The sequence below is a fragment of the Ottowia thiooxydans DSM 14619 genome (assembly GCF_000422885.1).
In the GTDB taxonomy this organism is placed as follows: Bacteria; Pseudomonadota; Gammaproteobacteria; order Burkholderiales; family Burkholderiaceae_C; genus Ottowia; species Ottowia thiooxydans.
In genome coordinates, this window is the sequence record NZ_AUGX01000001.1 from 125,715 (window position 1) to 152,683 (window position 26,969).

Genomic DNA, 26,969 nt, shown 5'->3' on the forward strand with positions numbered 1-26,969 from the left:
TGGCCGGCCCCGTGCGCAGGCGGGAATTCCGATTTAAGAAGTGCCGCGCTCGCGGACTATCGGCCGCCTTTCACGCACGGCGAGGCCTACGGCGTACAGGCCTCATTCACGCCCCCCGGCAAAACTCGCCTTGCATACCATCCCGAAGCCAGCGCTCGGAATCCACTATGGGTTCTGCAGAGGATCCTTAAGCGTTGCTAATGAGTATTGCATCATTTCTAATTTGTCGCACCTTTTCTTTGACAGTAAAGTGACTCAACATTCACGGGGTTCAGAGGAGTTTGCTTCATGCTGCAAAGTGACACGCAGGAGTCTGGCGTTCATCAATCCATCAGCCTTATGAAGGGACACTTGAGCAAGCAAGGCTTGAACCGTGAGAGCCTCGCAGACGTGCTGGCATGCGTTGTAGAACTGGCTTCGCACAAGGACTGGTGGACCCACCCCCGCTACGCGGAACCAGAGGCGGGGGAAAATCAAGCGAGATATCTGATCAGCGAGGATGCTGATAGAGGGTTTGCCCTCTACCTGAATGTCATGTTGCCGGGCAAGAAAATTGTTCCGCACAATCACACCACATGGGCCTGCATCGCTTCCGTTGAGGGCATCGAATACAACTATGTATACGACCGAATTGATGATGACACTGTGCTCGGTAAAGGCGAAGTCAAGCAACGGGAATTGGTGATTGTTGAGCCTGGAACGGGCATCGCGCTGATGCCCGATGACATTCATGCCGTTCAGATCCAGGGGACACAAGCCATTCGTCACCTGCACATGTACGGAAAAGCCCTGGAGATTCTGGACGAGCGGATTGCCTTCGACACAGAGGCAGGCACCTACAAGGTCATGCCGCTCGGCGTCACCTCCAGGCGCGTCTGAAGTGGGGCAACAAGGCAACCGCAAACGCGTTAATCACCGTATGCATGCCTGGCGAACCTTGAGCGGCTGGTGTAGTACCCCGGCCACCGACGGTCGCACCCTTGTTCACCGTGGTGGCCGAGCGGTATCAAACATGCCTGCGCTCCGCAAACTTACCTGCGATCTCCTGCACAGCCAGGAGCCTGCCGGCTATTCGCAGCCGGCAATTGCCAAATCCAACAGTTTCCCGGAGGTGCGAGCAGGTTTCACGCGCTGGATGACTACCGATAGATCCCCTTGGTTCGACAGACACTTATATAAGGAGCTTTCATGATCAGATTCTTTGCATCAGCATCTCTCGCAGCGCTGACGGTCTTGGCTTCCACGTCGGCAATGGCCGGCAAGGTCATGGACAAGATCAATGAGCGAGGCCAACTTGCGGCGTGCATCAAGCTCGACTACCGACCTTTCGGCTATCGCGCACCCAATGGCGATCAAGTGGGACTGGAGCATGATCTGGTGGCGGATCTGGCAAAGCGGCTGGGACAGAAGTTCAACAAACCCATTTCCGTTGAAAAAATCTCCGTGATTGCGGCCAATCGCGTTCAGTTTGTGCAGCAAGGCAAATGCGATGTGCTTATTGGCACCATGACAGATAACGCTGACCGCAGAAAGGTCATCAATATTGTTCAGCCAAACTATTACTCATCAGGCATCACAGTAATTGCTCGGAAATCGACTCCTATCAAGACGTGGGACGACATCCGGGGGAAAAAGCTTTGCGTCAGCCAAGGTGCCTTCTGGAACAAAGAGTATCAACGCCGCTACGATCTTGATTTGCAAGCTTTCGCAGGGATCGCTGAAGCGGGCCAAGCCTTGCAGGACGGTCGCTGCATTGGCAATCTGACGGACGACGCCCTCGCAGCCTCCCGCCTGCTGGACACCGCCATGTGGGGTGATTTCGAGATCAAGCTGCCGGTTCAGGACCGTGAGCCCTGGGGTGTTGCCACTCAATACGGCGATGACGAGTTCGCTGGCTTTCTTTCCTCCACCATCACGGCCTGGCACCGGGAAGGCATCCTGATGGCCCTGGAGAAAAAGTGGGAGCTGCAGCCCACGGCCTTCGTCAAGGAAATGCAGGAAAAGTATAAGAACGCGAAGTAAGTTTCGCTAAGCCTTCTCGGTCAATCTGAATGGAACTTCTTGCGCCAATTCAGCGGTGGTTCTTGCGCCTGTACGAGACCACCGGCGTTAATCTGACCATCTTCTACGACTCGTGGGATGGTGCTCGTTATGTGGAAGGCATTGGCTACACGCTGATGCTTGCCACGCTCTCAATTCTGATTTCGCTCGTGCTGGGCATCGTCGGGGCTGGGATGCAGATGTCGCGTTGGCGAGCGGTTCGGGCGGTGGTTTATGCCTACGTTCAGATTTTTCGCAACACGCCTCCTTTGGCGCAGCTCTACTTCCTCTACTTTGGAATAGGTTCGCTAATGCCCAGGGTCGCCAATGCTTCTGGCGTAGCGGAGCCTATGCTCAACGGCGTTCACTGGGCAATCATCTCCTTATCCTTGTTCGCAGGTGCGTTCAATGTGGAGATATTCAGATCTGGCATAGAAGCCGTACCTCACTCTACGGTGGAGGCCACCAAGTCTCTCGGCTACAGCCGGATTGCGGCCTATCGTCACGTGATTTTCCCCCTGGCCTTGCGCATTTGCCTTCCATCGCTTGGAAACAATCTCGTGAACCTGGTCAAAACCACCTCCATTGCGTATGCGATCGCGGTCCCTGAGGTTTTGTACGTCGCCAATCAAATTTGGACGGACAACTTGAACGTCACGGAGATGATGAATGTGGTGCTAGTTACTTATCTCACACTGGTCGGTTTCTTCGTGTTGCTTTTCAAGCGGTGGGAACGTTGGCTCCGCATACCGGGGCACTCTGTATGAGAGGCATGCACTCTAATCCCGGTGCCGGTACAAACCTGCGCTACGCCGTGCTGATCGCGGTGTCGTTTCTTTTGTTCAGCGGTTCTCTTTGGGCGCAAACACAACCTCAAGCCATAGACCCCGACCGCCAGAGCGTGCTGAGCGTCATGTGGAAGTGGACGCCCATGCTCTTTGAGGGTTTTCAACTGAACCTGCTCATGAGTGCGCTGGCCATGATTGGTGGCACCGTGGTGGGCGTTTTTCTAGGGCTCGCGCAGGTCTCACTGCTGGGGCCTGTGAAACGCTCTGCGAGTCTGCTGACTCAGATTCTGCGCAATGCGCCGTGGCTGGTAGCGATCTTCTATTCCATGTACATGCTTCCTTACGAGGTTCACGTAGGCGGTGTTCTCATAAAGATTCCCGATTGGCTGAAAGCCACATTCGGTTTTTCTCTGCCGGTGATCGCCAACGTTTCAGAAATTGTGCGTGGGGGAATTTCATCGATTCCGGTCCAGCAGTGGGAGGCGGCCCGGTCATTGGCCTTCACCCGCCGGCAAACGCTCTGGATGATCGTGCTTCCTCAGTGCGCCAAACGCATGCTTCCGCCGTGGATGAACCTGTATTCGATTCTCACGATGGCTACGGTGCTCGCCAACGTGGTGGGCGTCTCTGAAGCCATGACGATGACCCGAGAAATCCTGGCTTCGGAGCGGCGTTCGGATCTTTTGCTTCCAATGTATGGATACATCCTGGTCTGGTTTTTTATCTACATCTTCCCGATCAGCCGGCTCACGCTATGGCTTGAACGCAAGTGGGCATTTAAGGAGTAAACGTGGCGAAGCAATTGGGTGATCTCCAAGTCATTGTTGACAACGTATGCAAGTCCTTTGGCAGCAACGCGGTGTTGAAGAACATTTCACTGTCCGTGCGCCATTCGGAGGTTGTTTGCATCATCGGCCCGTCTGGTTCTGGCAAATCCACGCTCCTGCGCTGCATCAATGCATTGATTCCCATCGATAGCGGCACTATCAAGGTGGCGGGCATTGAGGTGAATGATCCCAAGCTGGATGAACTTGCGCTCCGCCGCAACGTGGGAATGGTCTTCCAGAGCTACAACCTGTTCCCACACAAGACGGCACTTGAGAACGTGATGATGGCGCCCATTCATGTGCTGAAGCAGGATAAGGCCAAGGTGGAGGCGGTGGCGCTCGCGCTACTAAAGCGTGTTCGACTTAGTGGCAAGGAAAACCACTATCCCGGCCAACTCTCGGGAGGGCAGCAGCAAAGGGTGGCTATTGCGCGAAGCCTGGCCATGTCTCCCCAAGTCATGATGTTCGATGAAGTCACCGCTGCCTTGGACCCTGAAACGGTCAAGGAGGTGCTGGTCACGATACGGGATCTCGCTGATGAAGGCATGACCTGCATTCTGGTCACTCATGAAATGGGATTTGCTCGCGAAGTGGCTGATTCGATTCATTTCACCGACCACGGTCGCATTGTGGAGTCAGGCCATCCGAAGGAGTTCTTCAACAACCCGAAAGACCCGCGTACGCAGGAGTTTTTGAGGCAAGTTCTTTAAGAACACGTTCTAAGGTGGCTCATGCGTTACAGTGCGCTCTCTTTACTCGCGCAGGGGCTGAAGCGCAGCCCTGAATGGCAACCGGCCTGGCGCCAGCCTACCCCGAATAGTCGCTACGACGTGGTCATCATAGGGGGCGGTGGGCATGGGTTAGCCACCGCGTTCTATCTCGCAAAAAACCACGGGATCAAGCGTATCGCCGTGCTTGAAAAAGGGTGGTTAGGTGGTGGCAACACTGGCAGAAACACCACCATCATCCGCTCCAATTACGCCCTGCGAGCCAATGCCCACTTCTATGAACACTCACTAAAGCTGTGGGAGCGTCTCAGCGAAGAGCTGAACTTCAACGTGATGTTCAGTCAACGCGGCGTGATCAATCTGGTGCACTCGTCCAACGAACGCGAAAACTGGGTGAGGCGGTACAACTCGATGAGGCTGCGGGGAATTGACGCAGAAGTTCTGGGCACTGATGCCCTTAAAGAGCGCGTTCCCGGCCTGGACCTCGCGGGCGATGGCCGCTACCCTGTGGTTGGAGCAGTCGTTCAGCCACGCGGCGGCACGGCGCGCCATGATGCCGTTGCCTGGGGATATGCGCGGGCTGCCGATGCTGAAGGCGTAGACATCATTCAAAACTGCGAGGTACTCGGCATCGCTATCGAAAGCGGCAAAGTTCGTGGAGTAGAAACCTCCCTGGGGTATATAGAGACAGCAAGACTTGGTTGTTGTGTCGCGGGGCACTCAAGCCGCGTTGCTGCGATGGCCGGCCTTCGTCTACCCGTAGAGACCCATTTACTTCAGGCCGCAGTTACGGAACCAGTGGAGCCCATGATCGACCAGGTGGTGTCGACCGGCGCCTGGCGCGTTTATGTCAGCCAGACAGATAAGGGCGAGATCTTGATGGGAGGCAGGCTTGATGGCTACAACTCCTATTCCCAACGAGGAAGCCTGCCAGCACTGGAGGAGGTGCTTGGTGGTGCCGTGGCGCTATTTCCCAAGCTGGCCGGCGCACGCTTGATGCGCTCGTGGGCTGGTGCGGTCGATATGTCGATGGACGGTAGCCCGATCATCTCGAAAACGCCTGTCTCGGGCTTTTACTTCAATGGGGGGTGGTGCTATGGCGGCTTCAAAGCAACGCCAGCCTCCGGATATTGCTTTGCCCACATGATCGCCAATGACGAGCCACACCCGCTGAATGTGGAGCACTCGCTTGATCGCTTCAGGACCGGGCGCTTGCTCAATGAGCGCGGCGCCGGCCCTCAATCTAACGCGCATTGATCTCAAGATGCAGCTCATACCTTGCCCGTGGTGCGGCCCCCGCAACGAGAATGAATTCATATACCAAGGCGATGCAACTGTCCTCAGACCTCCGGACCCAGGCGCTGTGAGTGACGAAGAGTGGACTTCGTATCTCTACCTCAGAGACAACCCTCGCGGTTTGCATAGAGAGCATTGGAATCACCGCTACGGTTGCCGTCAGTGGCTCGAGCTTGAGCGCAATACGCTGGATCACACGATAGCTTCAACCCCGATCGTTACGCCGAAGGAGACGCCTTGACTCAGCTATGGCGCGTGGAAGGTGAGGGCCTCATTGATAGGCAGGCACCTCTGAACTTCAAGTTCAACGGTCGCACCTATCAAGGATTCGAAGGCGACACCTTGGCTTCCGGCTTGCTGGCCAACGGCGTTCGGCTGTTAGGCCGAAGCTTCAAATACCACCGCCCACGCGGAATCATGGCCCACGGTTCGGAAGAACCCAACGCGCTGGTTCGCCTGATGGATCGCTCTGGTGGTGGCAAGCCCAGCGCCAGAGCCACTTTGGTGAAGCTTCACGAAGGACTTGAGGTGCAAAGCCAGCACCATTGGCCTACCCTGGAGTTTGACGTTGGCGTGGTCAACAATTGGCTGGGGCGTTTTCTAGGAGCAGGGTTCTACTACAAGACCTTTATGTGGCCACGCCGTTGGTGGCCCAGCTACGAACACATACTCAGGAAAGCCGCTGGCTTGGGCGCGCCTCCAACATCGCAAGAGAACGCCACCGCCTCACAGCAAAACGTGCATATTGACGTTCTTATCGCAGGCGGAGGGCCCGCCGGACTAGCTGCGGCGCTTGCCGCGGGGCGTACAGGCGCCACTGTCATTCTTGCCGACGATGGTCTTTCCCTCGGCGGGAGCCTGCTCGACACGCCGATGAACATCGCAGCGGGATCGACCACGAACTGGCTCACCACGACGCTTCATGAGTTAGGGCAGTTGAAAAATGTTCAACTGATGCCGCGTACCGTGGTCACCGGGTATTACGACCATGAATACCTGACAATGGTTCAGGCAGCAGACACTGCTGGCACGAACGCCAAGAACGCCTCGGAAGCAGCGCAGGTGTATTGGAAAGTCCGCGCCTCGCAGGTGGTATTTGCCACTGGATCCATAGAGCGCCCACTTGTTTTCCCAGGCAATGATCGCCCCGGGGTCATGCTGGTGGCTTCCGTCGCCAGCTACTTGCATAGGTACCGAGTATTGTGCGGCCGAGAGGTTGTTCTCTACACCAATAACGACAGCGCGTACGGCTTGGCCACCGCATTGCAGGATGCTGGGGCAAGCATTCGCCTTATCGTCGATGCTCGAGCGACTCTTAGCCCGTGCGGGCAGGCGCTGTTGTCTAAGGGAGTGCGCGTGGTTGCGGGCGCGCGAATTTTAGGTACCCGTGGAAGCACGGCGATCAGTGGCATCCAATGGGAAGGCGCGGGGGGAGATTCCGGTACAACGGCTTGCGATCTACTGGCTGTATCTGGTGGATGGACGCCGCGGGTTCATCTTTTCTCGCAAGCACGTGGCACGCTGCGTTATGCGCCGGAACTGGCTGGTTTCGTTCCCAATGTGCATGGAGGGCGGAATCACAGCGCTGGGGCATGCAATGGCCAGTTTGATACGGCTGAATGCATAGGTGAGGGCGTAAAGGCTGGTTTGGCAGCGAGCAGAGCATCTGGGTACGAATGCGTGCCAGAGATTGAGAAGATGCTCATGGCTGGATCGTCTTTGAAGTTCACAGGCCTGGCGGATGGTCAGAACACCTGGCTTGGAATTGAAGGTGTTGAGCAACTCAAGGGGCGCGAAAAGGCGTTTGTTGACTTCCAAAACGATGTCACGGTAGATGACGTTCTGCAAGCAGCCCGCGAGGGGTACAAATCCGTAGAGCACCTTAAACGTTACACCACCTTGGGCATGGGCACCGATCAAGGAAAGCTCAGCAACCTTAACGGTCTTGAGATCTTGGCTAGGCAGCTGGGACAAACCCCGGGCCAGACCGGAACCACTACTTTTCGCCCACCTTATGTGCCCATTGACATGGCCACGGTGGCCGGGCCCACACTCAGCCACCCGGCTCATCCGGTTCGGCGCCTGGCCACGCATGATTGGCAGGTCCAGAACGGCGCGTTCTTCACGCAATCAGCTCCCTGGTTACGACCTCAGTTTTACCGTCAGGCAGGAGAAACTGACCTGCAAGCAGTGAACAGAGAAGTGAATGCCGTACGCAATGGAGTTGGATTGATAGATGTTTCCCCACTGGGTAAGGTTGAACTGCATGGCCCGGATGTCATTGAGCTTTTAAACCGGATTTATGCCAATCGTTGGGACAAACTGGCTGTGGGCCGGGCCAAGTTTGGTGTGATTTTGCGGGAAGACGGAATGGTTTTGGATGACAGCGTGGTGGCCCGCATCGGTGAGTTCCACTATGTCATGAGCACCAGTACCGCGCACAGCAAAACCGTGCCGGAACACATCGCCTACTGCATGCAGACCATGTGGCCGCACCTTCGAGTGTGCGTGACGCCGGTAAGCGAGCAATGGGCTACCTTTGCGCTCGCTGGCCAAAGCGCGCGCGCGGTTCTCGAGAAACTCGACTCTGATATTGATTTCTCAGCCAAGGCGATGCCGCATATGTCGACTCGGCTCGGGCGGTTGTTGGATATCAAGACACGAATCACCCGGATGAGTTTCAGCGGAGAGCTGTCCTACGAAATCAGTGTGCCGGCTGCTGACGCGATGCGCCTGTGGACTGCCTTGATCGATGCGGGCACGCCTTTGGGCTTGGCTGTCTATGGCACTGAAGCGATGGGGGTCCTGCGTATCGAGAAAGGGCATTTCGTGGTGGGCCGTGAGGCCACCGGAACGGCCACGCTGGATGACCTCGGTCTTGGCGGGCTCCTGGATCGCAGCAAGGATTGCATCGGGATGCGTTCATTGGCCCTTCCTGCGCACACGGATTCAGATCGTCTGCAGTTGGTGGGTGCGCAATGCGTGGATCCCAATGCCAAGCTCCCACCAGGCGCGCACATTGTGGCGAGCGATCAGCTGGCTGTTCAGGAGTCGCTGGGTTATCTGACCTCGCAATGCTTCAGCCCTACCTTGGGTCGATCCATAGGCTTGGCCATGGTGCAAGCCGGACGCAGCCAGATTGGGAAGACGCTCTACGCGGTCTCACCTGTAGCTAATGAATCCGTGGCGATTCAGCTAACGGATAGCTGTTTCGTGGACTCAGCCGGAGAGCGACTTCATGCTTGACCTCCACTCACATCCTCATCTTGGCGATAAGGCCTCCAGCTTGCCGAGTATTTCGTGGGTGCCTTGGCATCCTAGATACCTCTTGCGTAGTTTTGATGAGAAGAGTGTCCCAAGCCCCTCGGATGACCGCCACATCGCTGTCCGGTCAAATGCTGGAATACGCTTTGCGTTGGCTCCTGGCGAGCAGCTTTTTATACCCGAAGGCTCTGATGCAACGGGCTTTCAGGAGGCCGCTGGGCCGGATGTTTTCTTCATCGATGTATCCAGCGCACAGCTTGTCTTGCGAGTGGAGGGCGATCGCGCCAGGCAGCTATTGGCTTCCGGCTGCGGCTTGGATTTGCGACCTGCCCGGTTTGCGGTCAATCAGTTTGCGCAGACACGGTTGGGGCCCTTTGCGGTACTCATCCATCGAAGTTCAGACAACACCTATGAGGTGCATGTTGAACGCAGCCTTGGGGAATCCTTGCGTGCATGGCTGGATTCGAGTGCATCTTCATTGACCGGGAAGCCATAGCCACCATGAAACTTGTCACCTATCTTCATCCGGAGACCAGCGCCGCACGAATAGGCGCTTTGACGGCTGATCTGAGCGAAGTGGTCGACCTGGCGAACTCCGCGAAGGCGCTTGGCCGCGCTTCTGATGCGCTCACCTCCATGCTCGCGCTCATCGAAGCGGACGAGGCTGGCCTCACGCTCGCGAAGGCCGCGCTGGAACATGGGACCAGGGCCGAGAACAGTTTTCTGCGGCTCCCGCTAGCGAGCCTCAAGCTGCTTGCCCCAGTTCCTCGGCCCACACAAATGCGAGATTTCTTGAGCTTCGAGCGCCATGTACAAGGCTGCCGAACCACTCGATTCAAACATCGCACAAAGGGAATGCCAGATGCCCAGCAGCAGTGGGAGGCTTATGTTGCAGCCGGTGGATTGAAACTCGCACCTGTCTGGTATGAGCAGCCCATCTACTACAAGGGCAACCGTATGTCCGTCATAGGGCATGAACAAGATGTTCACTGGCCCCACTATTCGAATCTGCTCGACTACGAACTGGAGTTTGGGATACTCATCGGTCGGGGTGGGAAAAACATTTCCCGCGAGAACGCTCGTCAGCACATCTTCGGCTTTTCCATATTCAACGATATCAGCGCTCGAGATGCCCAAGCGCGGGAGTCGGACGGTCAGCTTGGTCCATGTAAAGGCAAGGACTTCGATACCGGCAATGTGATTGGTCCGTGGCTGGTCACGGCTGACGAGCTCCCAGACCCTTACAACCTGGTGCTCACGGCGCGCGTGAACGGCGAGGAATGGTCTAGAGGTCATTCAGGTGAGATGGCCCATCGCTTTGAAGACATGATCGCGCACGTCTCCCAAGACGAGACGCTTTACCCTGGGGAGTTTTTCGGGTCAGGGACGGTTCCGGGTGGATGCGGCCTGGAGCTGGATCGGTGGCTTCAGCGAGGTGATGTGATTGAACTCGAGGTTCAGGGCTTGGGTGTTTTACGGAATCGGATTGTTTAGGAGCTTGTTCGTCGCGTTATCAAGTGCTCCGAGCGGGGGCGACTATCCGGGTGGGACGGACGTAAGGTAACGAGGGCGGAGCGACAGGTCATACACGACACCATGGCCGACCAAAAGAGGTGACTCGCAGAGTGCGTTGACCTCGGGAAAACCAGTATTCGAGCGAGCAGGTGGGACCACCACCGCTTACGTACGCTTGCATACATTCTCCGCAAATCAAAGACCCCGTGTCCCGGAAATCAGAATAGACACCGCGTGTTGCGCGGTCCTAAACTGAATTCCTTCCAGGGCGCTGTCGAACACGGAGATTGAGATTGCCTCCTGGATTTCACAGGCGAGACGTATTTTTGCGTTAGCCCTTAAAACGAAGGAGACATCACGTGAGCCTGAATATTTCCCGTGGGCTGGTAATGCTGGCCACCACCATGACCCTGAGCGTGGCCTCGGCGCAGACCGTCAAGATCGGCGTGATTGCACCGCTAACCGGTGGCGGTGCTCCATGGGGGCTGGCAGCCGCTGAAGGGCCGCGCATCCTGGCCCAGGAAATCAACGATAAAGGTGGTCTAGACGTTGGCGGGAAGAAGCACAAGGTGGAGATCGTCGCCTATGACGACCAGTACAAGGCCGCCGATGCCGTGGCCGCCTACAACCGTCTGGTGAACCAGGACAAGATCAAGTACGTCATTGTCGTGGGCTCAGCGGCCACCATGGCGCTGAAGCAGCAAGTCGAAGATGACAAGGTGGTGACCTTGACTGCCTCCTACACAGGCAAGGCGCTGGACAAGAACTCCAAGTACATGTTCCGTCTGTACAGCCCACCAGATGACTACATTGGCTCGTTCATTGCGTGGATGAAAGACAACGTCAAGGGCAAACGTATCGTTATCGTCAACCCTAATGATGAAACAGGCTGGGATCAGACCCAAGTGGCCACCCGCGTCTTCAAGACCAACGGATTTGAGGTTCTGGGTAGCGAGTTGTTCGAGCGGGCGCAAAAGGACTTTCAGCCGATGATGACCAAAATCATTGCCATGAAGCCAGATGTGATCGAGCTGGGTGGTACATCTCCGGCCACCGCCGGCCTCATCATTCGCCAGGCTCGTGAACTGGGCTACGACAAGCTCTTCAGCAAGACCGGTGGTGCGGGTCCAAAAGATATCGTCGCCAGTGCGGGGGCGAAGGCTGCTGAAGGCACCATCAACATGCTCTATGCTGATCCGGCCAACGAGGGTTATAAGCGCCTGGCTGCCGCCTACAAGAAAGCCCGTGGTCAGGATGCGAACGAGATTATTGTCTCGTTCTATGACGGTGCCAACGTGCTGCTGAGCGCTATACAGAAGGCTGGCTCGGTGGATGACACAGCCAAAGTGGTCGCCGCATTTCCCAAGGCGCTGCCCATGAAGTCCATACAGGGCGATCAGCTCACCCTGGGTGGAAAATCCGTGTATGGAGTCGACGCACAGGTGATGAGCATCAATTACATCGGCACCATCCGCAATGGTGAGCCGGTTGTTCTGGGTAAGACCAAGTAATCCGCGCTGCATGATAGCCACATGATCGGGATGATCGAACAGATGGCCATCAACGGCCTGATGGCCGGGTTGGTCTATACGCTGATGGCACTGGGCTTTACGCTAGTGTTTGGCATCATGCGCATGGTCAACTTCGCTCATGGTGAGTTCTACATGATCGGAGCCTTTGCTGTGCTGGCGCTCAATAGCCAACTCGGCTTGGGCTACTTTCCGGCGGTGATCCTGGCAACGGTTATCACCGCCCTGTTCGGTGCCGCAGTAGAACGCGTGCTGTATCGGCCATTCGTTGGCCGTGAACTGGGCGGAATGATCATGTCGCTGGCGGTAGGCATCACGCTGCAAGCGCTCGCGCTGATCTTCTTTGGCCCCGCCGATCTGTCGGTTGATCGCCCGGTGACGGGGATCTGGCGCCTGCACGAAGCGGTGATTCCTCTTGACCGGGCAGTGGTTGCCATTTGCGCCGTGGTGGCCCTGGTCATCTTCCAGCTATTTCTGCGTCACACCAGGATGGGGCTGGCGATGCAGGCGGTCTCGCAAGACCGCGAAACGGCCAGTCTCATGGGCGTCGAAGCTGGCTCAGTGTATTTGCGTTCGTTCGCGATCGCCAGTGCGTTAGCTGGGCTTGCCGGGGCATTGATGGCACCGGTCTACACGGTGGCTCCCACCATGGGCGAATTACCTATGCTGAAAGCATTCGTCGTCGTGATCCTTGGTGGATTGGGGAGCGTACCTGGTGCGGTATTGGGCGGCTTGCTCATCGGCTTGTCTGAATCTGTGTTTTCTACGATGTTCAATACGACACTTGCACTGATTGCCTCGTTCGTGATCGTGCTCGGGATCATCATTGTCAAACCCAATGGGCTCTGGGCGAGGGCAGGGCGATGAAGCGGTTGCCGTTTATTCTGCTCGCGGTGGTGGCTGTCCTGCCCTGGGTCATTGGCGGGCGGTATGTGCTCCACGTGTCCACGATGATCGCGATCATGACCATGCTGGCGCTGGGCATGAACTTGATGTTGCAAATCGGCCAGCTGTCGATGGCCCACGGTGCATTCATGGGCATAGGAGCCTATGCTTCGGCGCTTTTGACAATGCGATTGGGCTTGTCTCCCGCGTTGGCCTTACCGCTCAGCGCGATTTTCTGTGCTCTATTGGCTGCAGCGCTCGGGCCCGTGTTCCTGCGCATCAAAGGGGTGCACTTTGTGTTGCTGACCTACGCCTTCGGTCAGATCGTCAACCTTGTTTTTCAGGAGTGGACAAGCCTGTTTGGTGGCAACGGTGGATTGCATGGTATTCCCAAGCTTTCGGCGTTTGGTTACAGGCTGACAGACCCCGCGCTGATCTACGGCGTTGCACTGTTCTTTGCCGTGGGTTCTTTCCTGCTGGTGCGTGCTGTGCTGCGCTCCGATATAGGCGCGCTGATGAAATCACTTGAAGCTGATGAACCCCTGAGCCGCTCCCTCGGTATCGACGCTTTGTCATGGCGAATAGCTGTGTTTGTGTTGACTGCAGCCATGGCCGGTGTAGCCGGAAGCCTGTATGCCCACATTATTGGATTTCTGTCTCCGGCACCGTTTGGCTTTGGGCTGTCGGTCGATCTCGTGGTGATGAACGTCATTGGTGGCGCAGCGTCTGCGTGGGGACCGCTCCTGGGCGCTATGCTGATCGTGCCTTTGCCCGAGCTGCTCAGAGGGGCCAAGGAGTACCAGCTGCTGTGCTACGGGGTAGTGCTGATTGTGTTCCTGCTGTTCTTCCGCGATGGCCTGGTGGGCATGATTGAAAAACTGACATCGCCCCGTGCTCGCAAAGGGCCGAGAAAATCGGGCGAAACGCAAGCCGCCGTGCAAGTTCGCGAAGGGGGTGGCACATGACGACGCCACCACGCCTTGAACTGCGCAGCCTGAGCAAGCGCTTTGGTGGGCTGCAGGCCGTTTCAGACATGTCGTTCGCGGTGCACCGGGGTGAGATTTTTGGATTGATCGGCCCCAACGGCGCTGGCAAGACCACGCTGTTCAATCTGATTGCGGGCGTGCACAAGCCCACTGGCGGTGAGGTCTTGCATGACGGCATTGACGTGACCGGGCAGGGCATCGATGTGATCGCTCGCAGGGGCATTGGCCGTACCTTTCAGGCGGCCCATACCTTCAAGCTGGAGACCGTTCGCGAGAATCTTCGCCGCGCGGCGCTACTGCAACGCTCCTATGCGCCTTGGGTGCATTTCTGGGGGCCTCGGGGGCGCAGCGAGAGAGAGAACGAAGAGAAAGCTCACCAGGTCGCGGCTTTTGTGGGCATCACGGGCCAGATGGACCAGGCGGGAGGCGCATTACCCTATGGCCAGCAGAAGATGCTGGGCGTGGCCATGGCCCTGATGACTTCGCCTAGCTTGCTACTCATGGATGAACCAGCGGCTGGCCTGAACCCGACAGAGAAGCTCGCTATGGGCACGCTCATACGCCGGTTGCGTGATGAACGCGGCATCGACATCTTGCTGGTGGAGCACGACATGCGCTTGGTGATGAGCCTGTCCGACCGCATTCTGGTGATCAACCAGGGGCGCAAGATCGCGCTGGGAAGCCCTGAAGCGGTGCAGGCGGATCCGGCGGTGATCGAAGCCTATCTTGGAGGCGACCATGAGCTTGCTTGAAGTACGCGAGTTGGATGTCGCCTATGACGGTGTGCCCGCACTGCGCGGGGTGGATCTCACGGTCTCCGAAGGCGAGGTGGTCACCGTGTTGGGTGCCAACGGCGCCGGTAAATCAACACTGCTCAAAGCCATTGTGGGTCTGGTTCCTTCCCAGCGTGGCCAGTTGCGGTTCAACGGTACCGATCTGCGTGGCTCGTCCCCGCCGCGCTGCCTGGAGTTGGGTATCACCTTATGCCCTGAGGGTAGGCGCCTGTTCCCTGAGATGACTGTGTTGGAGAACATCCGCATGGGAGCGTACAGCTCGCGTGACCGCGCGGCGTTTCGTCAGCGTCTCGCGCAGATGTATGAGATGTTCCCCAAGTTGGCGGACCGTACGGAACAGACTGCGTCCAGCCTCTCAGGTGGTGAGCAGCAGATGGTGGCCATTGCCAGAGCGCTAATGAGCAAGCCCAAGTTGCTGCTGCTCGATGAGCCTACATTGGGCCTGGCTCCCAAGATGATCCATGAAGTCGCCAGGCTGGTGAAACTGATCAATGCCGAAGGCATTGCGGTGGTGCTGGTGGAGCAGAACGCACGGCTTGCGTTGCGTATTTCGGACCACGGCGTGGTGCTGGAAAACGGCGAAGTATCGCTTCGCGGGAGCAGCGCTGAGTTGCTTGGGAATGAAGGCGTGCAGCGGATTTACCTCGGTGGCTGAGGTGTGGAACTTGAGGTGCTCTAGGTGGGCTTGACTGATTTACTAAAACGGAGATGAGATGCCAAAAGAAGGCGGAACCATGCTGGTCGCAGGGGCGACCGGAGTTGCGGCTCAGAACCTGATCGAGATTGTTCGCAAGGCGAAGAACTGGAAGGCCATAGGGCTGTCACGGAATCCGCCGGCAAGCTTGCCACCTTCAGTTCAGCACATCGCTGCGGACATGATGGACGCAGAGGGCTGCAAGCGGGCGCTGAAGGGCGTGGAGGTGACGCACCTTGTCTTCGCCGCACGAGCCAAGCACAAGCTCTACACCACCATGGCACCTGGCGCTAAGGTGGGGGTTGAGAACGTCGAGCCCAATATTGAGATGCTTCGCAACGTGGTGGCTGCGTGCGAAGGCTCGTCGCTACGCCATGTGCACGTGATCCAGGGCTCCAAATGGTACGGGTTTCATATGGGCCCCTATCCGACGCCAGCAAAGGAATCCGCGCCTGGGCACATGCCGCCCAATTTCTATTTTGACCAGCAGAAGTTCCTTGAATCATCCGGCGGTCCATGGACTTGGTCAACCAGCCGGCCTGCCGCCATCAATGGAAAGAACGTGGGTAGCGGGCCGAACCTCGTTTCTACCCTGGGGGTATACGCTCTTATCTGCAAACACCTCGGCTTGCCGCTGGATTTTCCGGGCAAACCGGGGGCCTACAAGAGCTTGATGGAGCTGTCTGATGCGGAGCAGGTGGCCGAGTCCATCTTCTGGATGTGCAATACCCCGGCTGCGGAAAACCAGGCCTTCAATGTCGTCAACGGCGATCTGTTCCGGTGGGAAAGCATTTGGCCCCGTATTGCTGAGCATTACGGAATGAAGATGGGTACTGTCAGGTACTTCCCGCTCGTTCAATGGATGGCAGACAAAGGCCCGGTCTGGGATGAGATCGTCAAGACGGAAGGTCTCCAGGCACGTTCCATTGACGATGTGGCCTCCTGGGGGTTTGCCGATTTTCTGCTGGGCTGCGACTTCGACATCATCTCCTCCACCACGAAGATCCGCCAGGCTGGGTTTCACAGAATGGTAGATACGGAAGAAATGATCATCGACCAGTTGACTCACTACCGCAAAGAAAAAATCCTTGCCTGAATACGTGATTCCATGCGTGACATGTAAAGGCAACGCTCCTTGAACAGACCGATCGATCGTCACCACGCTGGTGCACGGTCCAAAACATTTCAGACACAAGAAGGAACCATATGCGAATGAAGGCTGCGGTAATGTACGAACAAGGGTTGCCCGCGCCCTATGCCGACTCTCATCCTTTTCATATTGAAGAGGTTGATCTGGAAGGACCTGGCCCTGGCGAAGTGCTGGTGGAAGTCCGCGCAGCCGGCCTGTGCCACTCAGACCTGTCTCAGGTGGCCGGATTGCGCAAGCGCAAGCTGCCCGTAGTGGGTGGGCACGAAGGTGCCGGCATCGTGCGCGAAGTGGGCGCCGGCGTGACAGATGTGAAGCCAGGCGACCATGTCGTCATGACCGTGGTGTCAGGCTGTGGTCATTGCCGTACCTGCTTCACATTGCGCCCGGCGCTTTGTCAGAGCGTTACCCTGCCGCGTACACAAGGCTTGCTAGCCAATGGTGCTTGCCGGCTCAGCCTGAGAGGCGAACCGATCTACCACTACAGTGGCATTTCCGCTTTTGCACAATACGCCATCACGTCTCCGAAGTCACTGGTGCGCATTCCAGACGATGTGCCATTGGACGTGGCCGCGATGTTCGGCTGTGCGGTGGTCACGGGCGCAGGCTCTGTTTTCAACACTGCCAAGGTTGCGCCGGGTGCGAGCGTCGCGATCTTTGGTCTTGGCGGTATCGGCCTGAATGGCTTGATGGCAGCCAAGGTGGCGGGTGCGTCCCAGATCATTGGTATCGACATCAATGAGGGAAAGTTCGCACTCGCGCGGGAGCTTGGCGCAACCGATGTGGTTAATGCGCGTGATCCCAAGGCGGTAGAACACGTGCGTGAAATTACCAATGGTGGCGTGGACATTGCATTTGAGATGTCGGGCAGCTTTCCTGCCATGACCATGGCCAATGCCATTACCCGGCGTGGCGGTGAAATCATCTGCGTGGGACTTGGCGCTACAGACGCTCAGTTCCAATACGCACATGCCGGATTGGTCACAGAGGAAAAATCCTTCCGCGGCTCTTTCATGGGCAGTTGCGTGCCTGAGCGCGACATCCCATCCTATATTGAGATGTACCGGCAAGGGCGTTTGCCCGTGGATCGTCTCAAGAGCGAAGCCATTGATTTTGACCGCCTGAACGTCAGCCTGGATCTTTTGGACCGTGGCGAAGTTGTGCGTCAGATCCTGCTGCCACACGGCAGTGTTTGATAAAGACACCATGACTCATTTGTTTTCGCCACTTCGCCTGCGTGAGCTCACGCTGAGAAACCGAATCGCCATCTCCCCGATGTGCACCTATTCGGCCACAGACGGCGTGGCCAACGATTTCCATCTCGCGCACTATGGGCGGTTTGCGCTCGGTGGCGCTGGCTTGGTGATGCTGGAAGCCACCGCGACTGCGCCGGAGGGTCGAATCAGCCACGGAGACCTTGGTCTTTGGGACGACGCTCAGATCGAGCCATTGGCACGCATCGCAAGCCTGGTCAAGGCGCAGGGGGGCGCTGTGGGGATTCAGTTGTGCCATGCGGGCCGTAAAGCTGCCAGGCAGCGGCCGTGGCATGGCAACGGCCCGTTAGGCGCCGAAGATCTTGCTCTACGTGGGGAATCCGGATGGCCTTTGGTGTCGCCCAGTGCCATCCCTTTCGGTGCTGACTACGAGACGCCATCTGCGCTGGAAGAGACGGATATCTCAGCCGTGATGCAGCAGTTTGTCGACGCGGCGGGGCGTGCAAACGCTGCCGGGTTTGATGTGGTGGAACTGCATGTGGCGCACGGGTTCTTGCTGCACAGCTTTATGTCACCAGTTACCAACCACCGTGAGGATGCTTTTGGAGGCGATTTTCAGGAGCGCCACCGCTTTCCGTTGCAAGTGGTGGCGGCGGTGCGCCAAGCTTGGCCAGCCGATCATCCTTTGTTCGCCCGTGTGTCGGCATTGGATGGAGTGGACGGCGGACGAAGCTTCGATGAAACGCTGGCGTTCTCCCGTGAACTGGGGCGTGTGGGTGTCGATGTGATCGATTGCTCCTCAGGCGGCATTGGGGGCCACTCGGCTTCCACAGCGGGCGGAGGTGGGCCACGCAGTTACGGATTCCAATTGCCTTATGCCGAGCGCATTCGGCGTGAGACGGGAGTGGCATCCATGGCGGTAGGTTTGATCACCGAGCCGGAGCTCGCCGACTCAGCGATCGCTGATGGGCGTGCAGACCTGATCGCCATTGGCCGCCAAGCGCTGGTGAATCCCAACTGGCCTTTACATGCTGAAGCTGCTTTGGGGCGCCATGACCCCGCTGCACCGTTTCAGAACTGGCCAGAGCAATATGGATGGTGGCTGAACGGCCGCCAGAAAATTATCAACGCCATGAGGTAAACCACGGTGGCTGTCTCACACAACATTTTCGCGGGCAACCAGCCCAAATCCAGCGCAGAGTTGCAAGCCTGGCACAAGCTGGCAGAGCCAGAACCTGTGTTGGAGCCAGATCTCCCCATTGTGGACCCCCACCACCACTTGTATGACGATCCGGCAAGGGGCAGCCGGTACATGCTTCATGACCTGCTGGCAGACATCGGGCAGGGGCACCGCATCACCCATACGGTGTATGTGGAGGCCTACTATTCGATGTGGCGTCAGAGTGGCCCGGAGGAGATGCGCCCAATAGGGGAGATTGAGTTTGCAGCGGGCCTGGGCGCGATTGGTGATAGTGGCACCTACGGCCCTTGCCGGATTGCAGCGGCCATGGTGGGGCACGCTGATTTGATGCTGGGCGATGCAGTGGGCGCCGTGCTGGATGAAGAGCTCGCTGCCGCCCGGGGCAGATTGCGGGGGATTCGGTATCAGTTGGCCTATGACCCAGGGGCCATCGGTAGCTTTATCAAACACAAGTCGCCGCCTGATCGTATGGCCGACCCCCAGTTCCGCCGTGGAGTTGCCCAGCTTGCACCGCGTGGACTGCATTTGGAGAGCTGGTTGTTTCATCACCAGCTACGCGATCTGGCCGAACTTGCGAAAGCGTTCCCTCAGACCACGGTGGTGTTAAACCATGCGGGCGGACTGATCGGCGTTGAGCAGTTCCGCCATCGTCGCGAAGAAGCGTTGGCCGAGTGGCGTGCTGGCCTGGCGGCGCTGGCTGCTCTGGACAATGTGGTCGTGAAGATTGGTGGGCTGGGGATGGCGGTGTTTGGCTTTGGGTTTGAACACGGGGCACGTCCCGCCACTTCCGAGGAGCTGCTACCCGCGTGGCAGCCTTTGATCCTGGAGTGCGTGGAGCGGTTTGGGGCGGATCGTTGCATGTTTGAGAGCAACTTCCCGGTCGATAGTCAGTCCTGCAGCTACCGTGCGCTGTGGAACGCTTATAAGCGCGCGACGGCAGCACTGCCTTCGGGTGAGCGTGAACAGCTCTTCAGTGGTACTGCGCGGCGTGTTTATGGGTTGGATTGAGCCAGGCTTGTCGACTCCAGGCACGTAAGGGACTTGCCCTGCCCAGGATATGGGTCGCACCACACTTCCCGTTCGGGCTGAGCCTGTCGAAGATTTGCGCAACGCTTCGACAGGCGCGAACGGATCTTTGTGATTCCTGATGGATATAGAGTAGAAAGGCTGATCATTGGAAGCCTGTCCGAGCCTTGTGCTGGTTTGACCCTTCGACAAGCCTAGGCCAAGCACGACCTCAACGGTGTATCAGTTGCGCTCGCAAGTCCTGATTCAGTTCAACACAAACAGCCGTTCTTCGGTCATATCGCGGATAGAGTACTTGGGGCCTTCACGTCCCATGCCACTGTCCTTCACACCGCCGTAAGGCATCTGGTCAGAGCGCCAGCGCGAAGTGCCATTGACAATCACACCCCCGGTGCGAATCGTTTTGATGGCAGACAACGCCAGATCCAGCGAGTTGGTATAGATGCCGCACTGCAAACCATAGGGGCTGTCGCTGATGGCGGAAAATAGTGGCTCCACGTGTTCGTAGGGCTGGATGTTCATTGCCGGGCCAAATATTTCATCACTCACAATGCTCATGTCGGATTTGACATTGGTGAGAATGGTCCCAGGCAATTGAGCACCGACGCGTGCGCCACCTCGCAGCGTGGTGGCGCCAGCTTCCAGTGCTCTTGTGATCATGGCCTCTACCCTGATGGCGGCCGCTTCGTCAATCAGCGTGCCCACCTCTGTTTCCATGTTCATAGGGTCGCCAAAACGGATCGAGTCCATTTCACGGCAAACCGCCTCGGTAAACCCTTCGAGGATCGCTTGGTGAACGAAGACGTTTTGCACCGATACGCAGCTCTGACCAGCCAAGCCCACGGCGTTGCGCGCGCAGGCGATCGCAGCGGCTTTCCAGTTCGCATCGTGGTGCACAAAGGTAGGGCCCACGCCTCCCAGTTCCAGTGCGACGCGTTTCATACCCACTCGGTCGCGAATGATCTTGCCGACAGGTATGGAGCCAGTGAAGCTGACGAAGTCGACCCTTGGATCGCAGATCAGCTGAGGTGCCACTGCATCACCATATAGCGTGTTGATGGCACCAGTTGGGACACCGGCCTCCAAAACCGCTTCAATGAACTTATGTACGCTGAGGGGTGCTTTAGGTGAAGGCTTGAGCACCAGGCTATTGCCCGCAGCGAGCGCAGGCCCCAGCTTGTGCGCGGCCAGATTGACAGGCGCATTGAATGGTGTGATAGCGGCGACGACCCCCACCGGAAAGCGCATCACCATGCCGATTTTTCCGGCGCCCAGGGCGCTGGCATCCATGGGTACGTGCTCGCCTTGAATGCGCACGGCTTCTTCTGCACACAAGCGCAGCACGCCAGATGTTCGTTGTACTTCCACCAGGGAATCGCGCAGCGCCTTACCGGTTTCGAGTGACATGGCACGCGCAATATCTTCGGCTCGTTTGGCGACTTGGTCTGCCGCACGTTGCAGCATGGCGGCACGCTCATATCCAGGCATATCCGCCATGGCCTTTCTAGCAGCCCTGGCGGCATTCAGCGCATCGTCCAGGTCGCGGGCACTAGATACGGGCATGTGGGCGACCACATCGCCCGTATAAGGATTCTTAACTTCCGCGACCTGTTCCGCGTCGCGCCACTGGCCGCCGATGTACATACGAATGGATTGAGATTCGGAGGTGCTGTTGCCTGGATTCATGAGATGTTTCTTCCTATATGGACCAAACTGACACGCCGCGGCTGCCAAGCGTTCAAAAAAACAGTGTATGGGCCGTGCATTTGAGCGTCCATGAGGTTTTTCGAAAGTCCGTATCCCAGATTCGAGAAACCAGATACCCGGTGGCTTGGCTCGGTATGCGGAATTTCCGTAGGCGGAATCTCAAAAATCGCCATGGACTCATCACCCGACGCGCTTTCAAAATTAAAAGGGCGCCGGATGGCAGCATGCCAATCCTTTCGCGCTGGACGGCGTCGATAGAGGTGTTTCGATCTATCCGAAACCGGGAAGGGTCGCAAGCACGTTCATCCCTCAAGAAATATATCTGGAGACTTCATGATCAATTTATACCGGACATCGCTTGCCGTTGCCTTGGCATTGACTTCACATCTTGCCGCGGCGCAGGCCGATAAATTCCCCACCAAGCCTATTCAAGCCATCATCTCCACCGCAGCAGGCTCAGCTTCGGATGTGATCATGCGGTATGTGGGGAATGAAGCCACCAAAACTCTGGAGCAGCCCTTTGTGATTGTCAGCAAGGCCAGCACTACGGGCGTTATCGCCGCGGACTTTGTGCGCCGAGCAGCACCTGATGGCTACACCATCTTGCTGGCGGGCAATACCATCATGGCCGCAAACAAGTTCTTGCTCAAAAGCCTGTCCTACGACCCACTAAAGGATTTTGAGCCCGTGTCGCTGGTCACGCTCAACCCGCTTGTGCTCGTGGTGCGATCAGACCTGCCTATCAAGTCTGTAGCTGAGTTGGTGGCGTATGGCAAGGCACGGCCTGGACAGATGAACTACGGAATCGGCAATGCCGGTGGACGCGTGGCTGTGCAACTGCTGAAGTCGGCTGCCGGTATAGAGGCACAAGATGTGGCGTTCTCCGGTACTTCGCAGGCCATGCTGGAGTTGGTCGCCGGGCGGCTCGACTTCATGTTCGTTGATCCTGCGGTGGCGGATGCCTTTATCAAGCAGCAAAAGATACGCGCTTTGGCGGTGAGCTCTTCTGTTCGCCTGCCATCCATGCCGGAGCTTCCGACTATGGTGGAAGCGGGCATCCAAAACTACGACTATGTATCTTTCACGGCAATCTACGCGCCGCGTGGCACCCCTAAGCAGGTGATCGACACCCTTAATGCGGCCTTTGTCAAAGCCATTGACAGCCCTGATGCGCAAGCGAATTTCCGCCGCATGGGCATGATCGGCAAGTCCTCCACGCCTCAGGCCCTGGCTGAGTTCAACAAGGAGCAGATCGCCTCGTGGCAGCAATGGGTTAAACAAGCTGGCATGGAGGCGCAGTAAGCCCCAAGCAAATATCCCCTTGCGGTGCTGGCGAGGGGATATTTTTTCGCTGTATCTGGCTTATCCCGAACTGCGTTTACGAGATGAACCCCGTTCGGGCTGAGCCTGTCGAAGCCTCGCGCGGCGCTTCGACCCTTCGACAAGCTCAGGACAGGCCAAGCTCAGCGTGAACGGGTTGTGGTGTTCTGAGGCAAATTGGCACTAATTTAGCGCGCAGTCTATGTGCTGCGGCAACATGAATTCGCGCAATCCGTCTTCGCCCCACTCGGCGCCTACACCGCTGTGTTTGTATCCGGTCATTGGAGCATCTGGGCGGAGTGGGCTGCCTCCATTGATTTGGACAGTGCCTACCCGTAGGCGAGGCACAAGCTTCAGGCATTGGTCTTTGGCACCGAACAGGTAGGCCTTGAGGCCAAGTTCGGAGTCATTGGCAATCTGTATGGCTTCGTCCACGGTGCGGTAGGTCAGAACCACTGAGACGGGGCCAAAAATCTCATTGCGCGCCAAAGGTGCCTGGTTGTCCAGATTGCCCACAAGTGTTGGATTGGTGAACCAACCCTTGTCCATGGGTGGCCTGCCACCTCCAGCGAGGATCTGCGCCCCAGCGGCTACCGCGCGCTCCAGTCCGGCCTCAATGCGGTCACGCTGTGCGGAGGAAATGACGGGGCCAACGATGGTGCTTGGGTCGCGTGGGTCACCCACTTTGATCTGACCGTAGACTTTTCGGCTGGCCTCGACGAATTCGTCGTAACGGCTTTCCTCGACCAGAATGCGAGTGGGCGATCCGCAGCCCTGGCCTGCGTTACGCGCGTATCGGGCATGCAGCCAGAAAACGTATTTATCGTAGTCCACGCCCGGCAGCATGATGGCGGCGGATTTTCCGCCCAACTCCAACACCACGCTGCGCAGCCCCGCAGCAGCTTGCTGCATCACGGTTCGTCCCACGTTGACCGATCCGGTAAAACTCACCTTGTCCACACCTGGGTGCTCAGTCAGTGCGCGGCCTGCTTCTGCAGCGCCAGAGATGATGTTGACCACGCCAGGAGGAAAGCCCGCTTGCAAAACCAGCTTGCCGAGCAAGGCCACCGCAATAGGTGCCTGCGGTGAGGAAAGCAACACAGCCGTGCACCCTGCAGCCAAGGCTGCGCCAATCTTGCTGCCGCCAATCAAGATGGGGTAGTTGAAGGCCGTGATGGCCGCCACCACGCCCACGGGCCGATAGGCCACGGAGCTGACGGCCGTATGCGTATTGTTGTAGCCCAGGTTGACTGTGCGTTCACGCGTACCAGCCTCGGCGAACCAACGGATGAAGTTGGCAGGCGTGTCGATGTGGTTGGCCTTGAGATTGACGGGCGAACCCACCTCGCTCATTAGCGCTTCCATGAGCTCGTCGCGATGCGCCTCGATCAGATCGGCGAACTTGAACAAAACCGCTCTGCGTTGAAGTGGATCGTTCCAGACACCGCTGTCGAATGCCGTGCGTGCTGCTTGCACTGCAGCGTCTACCTGCGCAGGCGATGCACCACGAAACTCTGCAACCACCGCTTCGGTGGTCGGGCTGATCACACTGAGTGATTCGCCTTCGCCGGATAGAACCTGGTTGTTGATGAGGAGGTCGACGCTATATGCGTTCGCGACGGAGGCGGAGATGATGTTGGTCATGATTCAGTTTTCTTTCGTATTAACCGATTCCCTGAGGTCCCATGGTTTCGGTCAATCCTTTCAACCGTTCGGGCTGAGCTTGTCGAAGCCTTTGCGCAACGCTTCGACAAGCTCAGCGCGAACGAATTTTTGAGCAAGTAGAGCGGCCTTGACAATCCGCCGGACTAGTCATTCACGCAGCAGGACACCGGTGTAGAGCTAGAACGCGGCCGAGACGAATCCTCACAACCACCGCGTCCAGAACACTGGGGCCACCAGAAAGCTCAGGAAATGACTCCACTCGATCTGAAGGCCTGCAACTCCTCTGGCGAGTGGCCCAGCCAGTTGCCGAAGATCTCGTCGTTCTTGGCACCCAATGGCAAACTCGGTTCTATGGGAAGCCGCGGGGTGTCTTCAAAGACGAGCGGTGAGTGGGGTAGGGCGACTCGACCGATGTCTGGATGGTCAATCCATTGCAGGCTGCCGCGCGCATGCATGTTCTCATCGTTCATGACTTCAGAGAGGCCACGTACGGGTGCACATGGCACTTTCGCGGCCAACATGAGATCAGCAACTTCCTGCTTGGAGAGCGTGGTCGTCCAGCTTTCGAGCAAAGTATCTACATCCGCGAAGTTCGCTACGCGCGAAGATCGGGTGACAAAGCGTGGGTCATCCTTGAGATCAGGCCTGCCCATCACATCCAGAATGGAACGGAAGTGATGATCGCCAGGAGCGTTGAGTACGACGTAGCCATCGGTCGTGGGATAGACGTTGTAGGGCGAGATTCCCAGGCCACCATGGCGATTGCCAGTACGCGAAGGCGCAGCGGGGCCCCGGGCGTGGAACATGCCCAGGTTGGATGCAAGAGAGGCGTAGGTAGCTTCTTGCATGGAGACCTCTACTGTGCGGCCCTTGCCGGTACGTTCACGCTCGTAGAGCGCGGTCATGATGGCTCCGTACAAATGGATGCCGGCCATGAAGTCGCACAGCGCGGCGCCGGCTTTGACAGGCGGTTGATCCGGGTAACCGGTGCATTCGATCACACCGCACATCGCCTGCATCACCAGATCCATGGCCGGGTAGTCCCGGTAAGGGCCTTCCTTTCCATAGCCGGAGCTGGATCCGTAGATCAGGCGGGGATTGACTTCGTGCAGAACGTCCGCGCCAAGGCCGAGACGGTCCATCACACCGGGTGCGAAGTTCTCGACGAGGATGTCCGCGCGTTTCACCATCTCCAGGAGCAACTCGCGTCCCTTGTCCTTTTTCAGGTTCAGGGTGACCGGCTTCTTGTTGGAGTTGAGCATGGCGAAAGGCAATGCCGCCCCGCCCATGTCGCCCCGGCTTCGCAAGTGCTCGCCTTCGAACGGCTCAATCTTGATCACTTCAGCACCGGCCATCGCCATGAGGAAGGTGGCATATGGGCCGTTGTAGACGTGGGACAGGTCGAGAACTGTAATCCCCGACAACGGATATTTATGGACGTCTGACATCTCTGTCTCCGAAAAAATCAATTCGCGTTTGCCGCGGCAGAACGCGCAACCACACGCTGAGCCGACCGCAGGTGCGGGCGGTCCAGCATCTTTCCATCTAGCTGGATGGCTCCCCGGGTAGGTGCCGCTTGAAATGCAGCAATGACCCGGTGGGCCCACTCCACATCAGAGGTAGTCGGGGTAAAGGCTTCATTGATGGGGCCGATCTGGTCCGGGTGAATAGCCATCTTGGCGGTAAACCCATCGCGCAGCGCCTGCTCGGCTTCGAGCTTCAAGCCGGGTGTGTCGCGAAAGTTGGTGTAGACCGCGTCAATGGCAGACACCTGAGCTGAGGTGGCACCTAGCAAGGTGAGTGATCTGGCGAGCTCGTACAAAGGGGCGTAGCGCCCGTCTGGCCCGCGATTGCCGGTGGCGCCTATGTCTGCGGCCAGATCCTCTCCGCCCCAGGTCAGACCGATCAGCCGGTCGTTAGGATTTTCTCCGTAGCTCGCGGTTGCCAACACGGAGGCGGCTGTTTCGGTCACGATTGGCAAGATCCGAATGCTTCCAGCTGGGAGGCCTTCACGCGCTTCCAGAGCACTCAAATGTATGCTCAAGAGCTTGACGTCTCGCGACGACGCACACTTGGGCAAAACAATGCCGTAAGGTCGCGCCCCTACCACTGCGGCCAGATCATCCTGCGCCAATCCGGTAGAGAAAGCGTTAATGCGAATGAAGAGCGGGAGTGTTGTGTGGTGGCTTTTCACAAATTCCGAGGTGATACCCCGTGCGCGTGGCTTCTCTGCCTCTGGAACGGCATCCTCCAGATCGACGATCAGCGCATCCGCACCGCAGCTTAAGCCCTTGACGAGCTTGCGCTCGTCGTGCCCTGGAACGAAGAGAAGCGAGCGCATTT

At 57.6% G+C, this 26,969-nt stretch carries 24 protein-coding genes; 20 read left to right on the forward strand and 4 right to left on the reverse strand.

The features are described from left to right. Positions 1–339: 339 nt before the first annotated feature. The 19 genes from G518_RS0100650 (at position 340) to G518_RS0100740 (ending at position 19,916) form a co-directional block, all read left to right on the forward strand. Positions 340–879 (forward strand): cysteine dioxygenase family protein, encoded by a 540-nt coding sequence (locus G518_RS0100650; RefSeq protein WP_425414273.1) that lies wholly within the window; start codon positions 340–342, stop codon positions 877–879. Between the two features lie 309 nt (positions 880–1,188). Then, on the forward strand, positions 1,189–2,022 hold the full coding sequence (locus tag G518_RS0100655) for a transporter substrate-binding domain-containing protein (protein WP_028600875.1): 834 nt from the start codon (positions 1,189–1,191) through the stop codon (positions 2,020–2,022). Positions 2,023–2,051: 29 nt separating this feature from the next. After that, positions 2,052–2,807, forward strand: a complete 756-nt coding sequence (locus G518_RS0100660) for an amino acid ABC transporter permease (RefSeq protein WP_028600876.1) — start codon at positions 2,052–2,054, stop codon at positions 2,805–2,807. A gap of 5 nt (positions 2,808–2,812) precedes the next feature. Beyond that, entirely contained in the window at positions 2,813–3,616 is an 804-nt protein-coding gene (locus G518_RS0100665) for an amino acid ABC transporter permease (protein WP_051235768.1), read from the forward strand. 2 nt (positions 3,617–3,618) lie between these two features. Continuing rightward, positions 3,619–4,365 carry an amino acid ABC transporter ATP-binding protein gene (locus tag G518_RS0100670; RefSeq protein WP_028600878.1) on the forward strand — a complete coding sequence of 249 codons (747 nt, stop codon included), beginning with the start codon at positions 3,619–3,621 and terminating at the stop codon, positions 4,363–4,365. A gap of 21 nt (positions 4,366–4,386) precedes the next feature. Then, positions 4,387–5,640: a sarcosine oxidase subunit beta family protein gene (locus G518_RS0100675; RefSeq protein ID WP_028600879.1), complete on the forward strand. Its 1,254-nt coding sequence runs from the start codon at positions 4,387–4,389 to the stop codon at positions 5,638–5,640. A 7-nt stretch (positions 5,641–5,647) separates the two neighbouring features. Next, positions 5,648–5,920 carry a sarcosine oxidase subunit delta gene (locus G518_RS39030; RefSeq protein WP_084651409.1) on the forward strand — a complete coding sequence of 91 codons (273 nt, stop codon included), beginning with the start codon at positions 5,648–5,650 and terminating at the stop codon, positions 5,918–5,920. Beyond that, positions 5,917–8,925: a 2Fe-2S iron-sulfur cluster-binding protein gene (locus G518_RS0100685; protein ID WP_028600881.1), complete on the forward strand. Its 3,009-nt coding sequence runs from the start codon at positions 5,917–5,919 to the stop codon at positions 8,923–8,925. Before G518_RS39030 ends, G518_RS0100685 begins: the two co-directional genes overlap by 4 nt. Continuing rightward, positions 8,918–9,439 carry a sarcosine oxidase subunit gamma family protein gene (locus G518_RS33300; RefSeq protein WP_084651289.1) on the forward strand — a complete coding sequence of 174 codons (522 nt, stop codon included), beginning with the start codon at positions 8,918–8,920 and terminating at the stop codon, positions 9,437–9,439. Before G518_RS0100685 ends, G518_RS33300 begins: the two co-directional genes overlap by 8 nt. A 5-nt stretch (positions 9,440–9,444) precedes the next feature. Further along, on the forward strand, positions 9,445–10,437 hold the full coding sequence (locus G518_RS0100695) for a fumarylacetoacetate hydrolase family protein (RefSeq protein ID WP_028600882.1): 993 nt from the start codon (positions 9,445–9,447) through the stop codon (positions 10,435–10,437). 380 nt (positions 10,438–10,817) lie between these two features. Further along, a complete protein-coding gene (locus G518_RS0100700) occupies positions 10,818–11,969 on the forward strand; it encodes an ABC transporter substrate-binding protein (RefSeq protein WP_051235770.1) in 1,152 nt (383 codons plus the stop codon). A gap of 21 nt (positions 11,970–11,990) precedes the next feature. Further along, positions 11,991–12,854, forward strand: a complete 864-nt coding sequence (locus G518_RS0100705) for a branched-chain amino acid ABC transporter permease (RefSeq protein ID WP_028600884.1) — start codon at positions 11,991–11,993, stop codon at positions 12,852–12,854. Beyond that, the gene (locus G518_RS33305; RefSeq protein ID WP_051235771.1) at positions 12,851–13,837 is read left to right on the forward strand and encodes a branched-chain amino acid ABC transporter permease; all 987 of its coding nucleotides are present in this window, start codon (positions 12,851–12,853) and stop codon (positions 13,835–13,837) included. Before G518_RS0100705 ends, G518_RS33305 begins: the two co-directional genes overlap by 4 nt. Then, on the forward strand, positions 13,834–14,610 hold the full coding sequence (locus G518_RS0100715; RefSeq protein ID WP_028600885.1) for an ABC transporter ATP-binding protein: 777 nt from the start codon (positions 13,834–13,836) through the stop codon (positions 14,608–14,610). The genes G518_RS33305 and G518_RS0100715 overlap by 4 nt, the downstream gene beginning before the upstream one ends. After that, positions 14,597–15,307: an ABC transporter ATP-binding protein gene (locus G518_RS0100720; protein ID WP_211231651.1), complete on the forward strand. Its 711-nt coding sequence runs from the start codon at positions 14,597–14,599 to the stop codon at positions 15,305–15,307. Before G518_RS0100715 ends, G518_RS0100720 begins: the two co-directional genes overlap by 14 nt. Before the next feature lie 58 nt (positions 15,308–15,365). After that, positions 15,366–16,442: an SDR family oxidoreductase gene (locus tag G518_RS0100725; RefSeq protein WP_028600887.1), complete on the forward strand. Its 1,077-nt coding sequence runs from the start codon at positions 15,366–15,368 to the stop codon at positions 16,440–16,442. Positions 16,443–16,552: 110 nt separating this feature from the next. Then, positions 16,553–17,689 carry a zinc-binding dehydrogenase gene (locus tag G518_RS0100730; RefSeq protein WP_028600888.1) on the forward strand — a complete coding sequence of 379 codons (1,137 nt, stop codon included), beginning with the start codon at positions 16,553–16,555 and terminating at the stop codon, positions 17,687–17,689. Between the two features lie 10 nt (positions 17,690–17,699). Then, positions 17,700–18,848 carry an NADH:flavin oxidoreductase/NADH oxidase gene (locus G518_RS0100735; protein WP_028600889.1) on the forward strand — a complete coding sequence of 383 codons (1,149 nt, stop codon included), beginning with the start codon at positions 17,700–17,702 and terminating at the stop codon, positions 18,846–18,848. 6 nt (positions 18,849–18,854) lie between these two features. Beyond that, on the forward strand, positions 18,855–19,916 hold the full coding sequence (locus G518_RS0100740; protein WP_342663742.1) for an amidohydrolase family protein: 1,062 nt from the start codon (positions 18,855–18,857) through the stop codon (positions 19,914–19,916). 264 nt (positions 19,917–20,180) lie between these two features. Here G518_RS0100740 and G518_RS0100745 read toward each other — a convergent pair whose 3' ends face one another. Next, positions 20,181–21,620, reverse strand: coding sequence for an aldehyde dehydrogenase family protein (locus G518_RS0100745; RefSeq protein ID WP_051235772.1), 1,440 nt, complete (start codon positions 21,618–21,620; stop codon positions 20,181–20,183). Positions 21,621–21,974: 354 nt separating this feature from the next. On the opposite strand from G518_RS0100745, the gene G518_RS0100750 reads away from it, so the two are divergent. After that, positions 21,975–22,943, forward strand: coding sequence for a Bug family tripartite tricarboxylate transporter substrate binding protein (locus G518_RS0100750; protein ID WP_028600892.1), 969 nt, complete (start codon positions 21,975–21,977; stop codon positions 22,941–22,943). Between the two features lie 201 nt (positions 22,944–23,144). Here G518_RS0100750 and G518_RS0100755 read toward each other — a convergent pair whose 3' ends face one another. From G518_RS0100755 to G518_RS0100765, 3 genes are all read right to left on the reverse strand, one after another. Next, on the reverse strand, positions 23,145–24,605 hold the full coding sequence (locus tag G518_RS0100755) for an aldehyde dehydrogenase family protein (RefSeq protein WP_036593124.1): 1,461 nt from the start codon (positions 24,603–24,605) through the stop codon (positions 23,145–23,147). 263 nt (positions 24,606–24,868) lie between these two features. Further along, a complete protein-coding gene (locus G518_RS0100760; RefSeq protein WP_028600894.1) occupies positions 24,869–26,074 on the reverse strand; it encodes a CaiB/BaiF CoA transferase family protein in 1,206 nt (401 codons plus the stop codon). Between the two features lie 17 nt (positions 26,075–26,091). Then, the gene (locus tag G518_RS0100765; RefSeq protein WP_028600895.1) at positions 26,092–26,967 is read right to left on the reverse strand and encodes an HpcH/HpaI aldolase/citrate lyase family protein; all 876 of its coding nucleotides are present in this window, start codon (positions 26,965–26,967) and stop codon (positions 26,092–26,094) included. Positions 26,968–26,969: the final 2 nt, after the last annotated feature.

Coding starts and splice junctions, on each gene's coding strand:
- G518_RS0100730 (WP_028600888.1), top strand. CDS start 16,553: ATGCGAATGAAGGCTGCGGTAATGTACGAACAAGGGTTGCCCGCGCCC.
- G518_RS0100760 (WP_028600894.1), bottom strand. CDS start 26,074: ATGTCAGACGTCCATAAATATCCGTTGTCGGGGATTACAGTTCTCGAC.
- G518_RS0100660 (WP_028600876.1), top strand. CDS start 2,052: ATGGAACTTCTTGCGCCAATTCAGCGGTGGTTCTTGCGCCTGTACGAG.
- G518_RS0100745 (WP_051235772.1), bottom strand. CDS start 21,620: ATGAATCCAGGCAACAGCACCTCCGAATCTCAATCCATTCGTATGTAC.
- G518_RS0100725 (WP_028600887.1), top strand. CDS start 15,366: ATGCCAAAAGAAGGCGGAACCATGCTGGTCGCAGGGGCGACCGGAGTT.
- G518_RS0100650 (WP_425414273.1), top strand. CDS start 340: ATGAAGGGACACTTGAGCAAGCAAGGCTTGAACCGTGAGAGCCTCGCA.
- G518_RS0100665 (WP_051235768.1), top strand. CDS start 2,813: ATGCACTCTAATCCCGGTGCCGGTACAAACCTGCGCTACGCCGTGCTG.
- G518_RS0100695 (WP_028600882.1), top strand. CDS start 9,445: ATGAAACTTGTCACCTATCTTCATCCGGAGACCAGCGCCGCACGAATA.
- G518_RS39030 (WP_084651409.1), top strand. CDS start 5,648: ATGCAGCTCATACCTTGCCCGTGGTGCGGCCCCCGCAACGAGAATGAA.
- G518_RS0100750 (WP_028600892.1), top strand. CDS start 21,975: ATGATCAATTTATACCGGACATCGCTTGCCGTTGCCTTGGCATTGACT.
- G518_RS0100715 (WP_028600885.1), top strand. CDS start 13,834: ATGACGACGCCACCACGCCTTGAACTGCGCAGCCTGAGCAAGCGCTTT.
- G518_RS0100735 (WP_028600889.1), top strand. CDS start 17,700: ATGACTCATTTGTTTTCGCCACTTCGCCTGCGTGAGCTCACGCTGAGA.
- G518_RS0100755 (WP_036593124.1), bottom strand. CDS start 24,605: ATGACCAACATCATCTCCGCCTCCGTCGCGAACGCATATAGCGTCGAC.
- G518_RS0100655 (WP_028600875.1), top strand. CDS start 1,189: ATGATCAGATTCTTTGCATCAGCATCTCTCGCAGCGCTGACGGTCTTG.
- G518_RS0100720 (WP_211231651.1), top strand. CDS start 14,597: ATGAGCTTGCTTGAAGTACGCGAGTTGGATGTCGCCTATGACGGTGTG.
- G518_RS0100765 (WP_028600895.1), bottom strand. CDS start 26,967: ATGCGCTCGCTTCTCTTCGTTCCAGGGCACGACGAGCGCAAGCTCGTC.
- G518_RS0100675 (WP_028600879.1), top strand. CDS start 4,387: ATGCGTTACAGTGCGCTCTCTTTACTCGCGCAGGGGCTGAAGCGCAGC.
- G518_RS0100705 (WP_028600884.1), top strand. CDS start 11,991: ATGATCGGGATGATCGAACAGATGGCCATCAACGGCCTGATGGCCGGG.
- G518_RS33300 (WP_084651289.1), top strand. CDS start 8,918: ATGCTTGACCTCCACTCACATCCTCATCTTGGCGATAAGGCCTCCAGC.
- G518_RS33305 (WP_051235771.1), top strand. CDS start 12,851: ATGAAGCGGTTGCCGTTTATTCTGCTCGCGGTGGTGGCTGTCCTGCCC.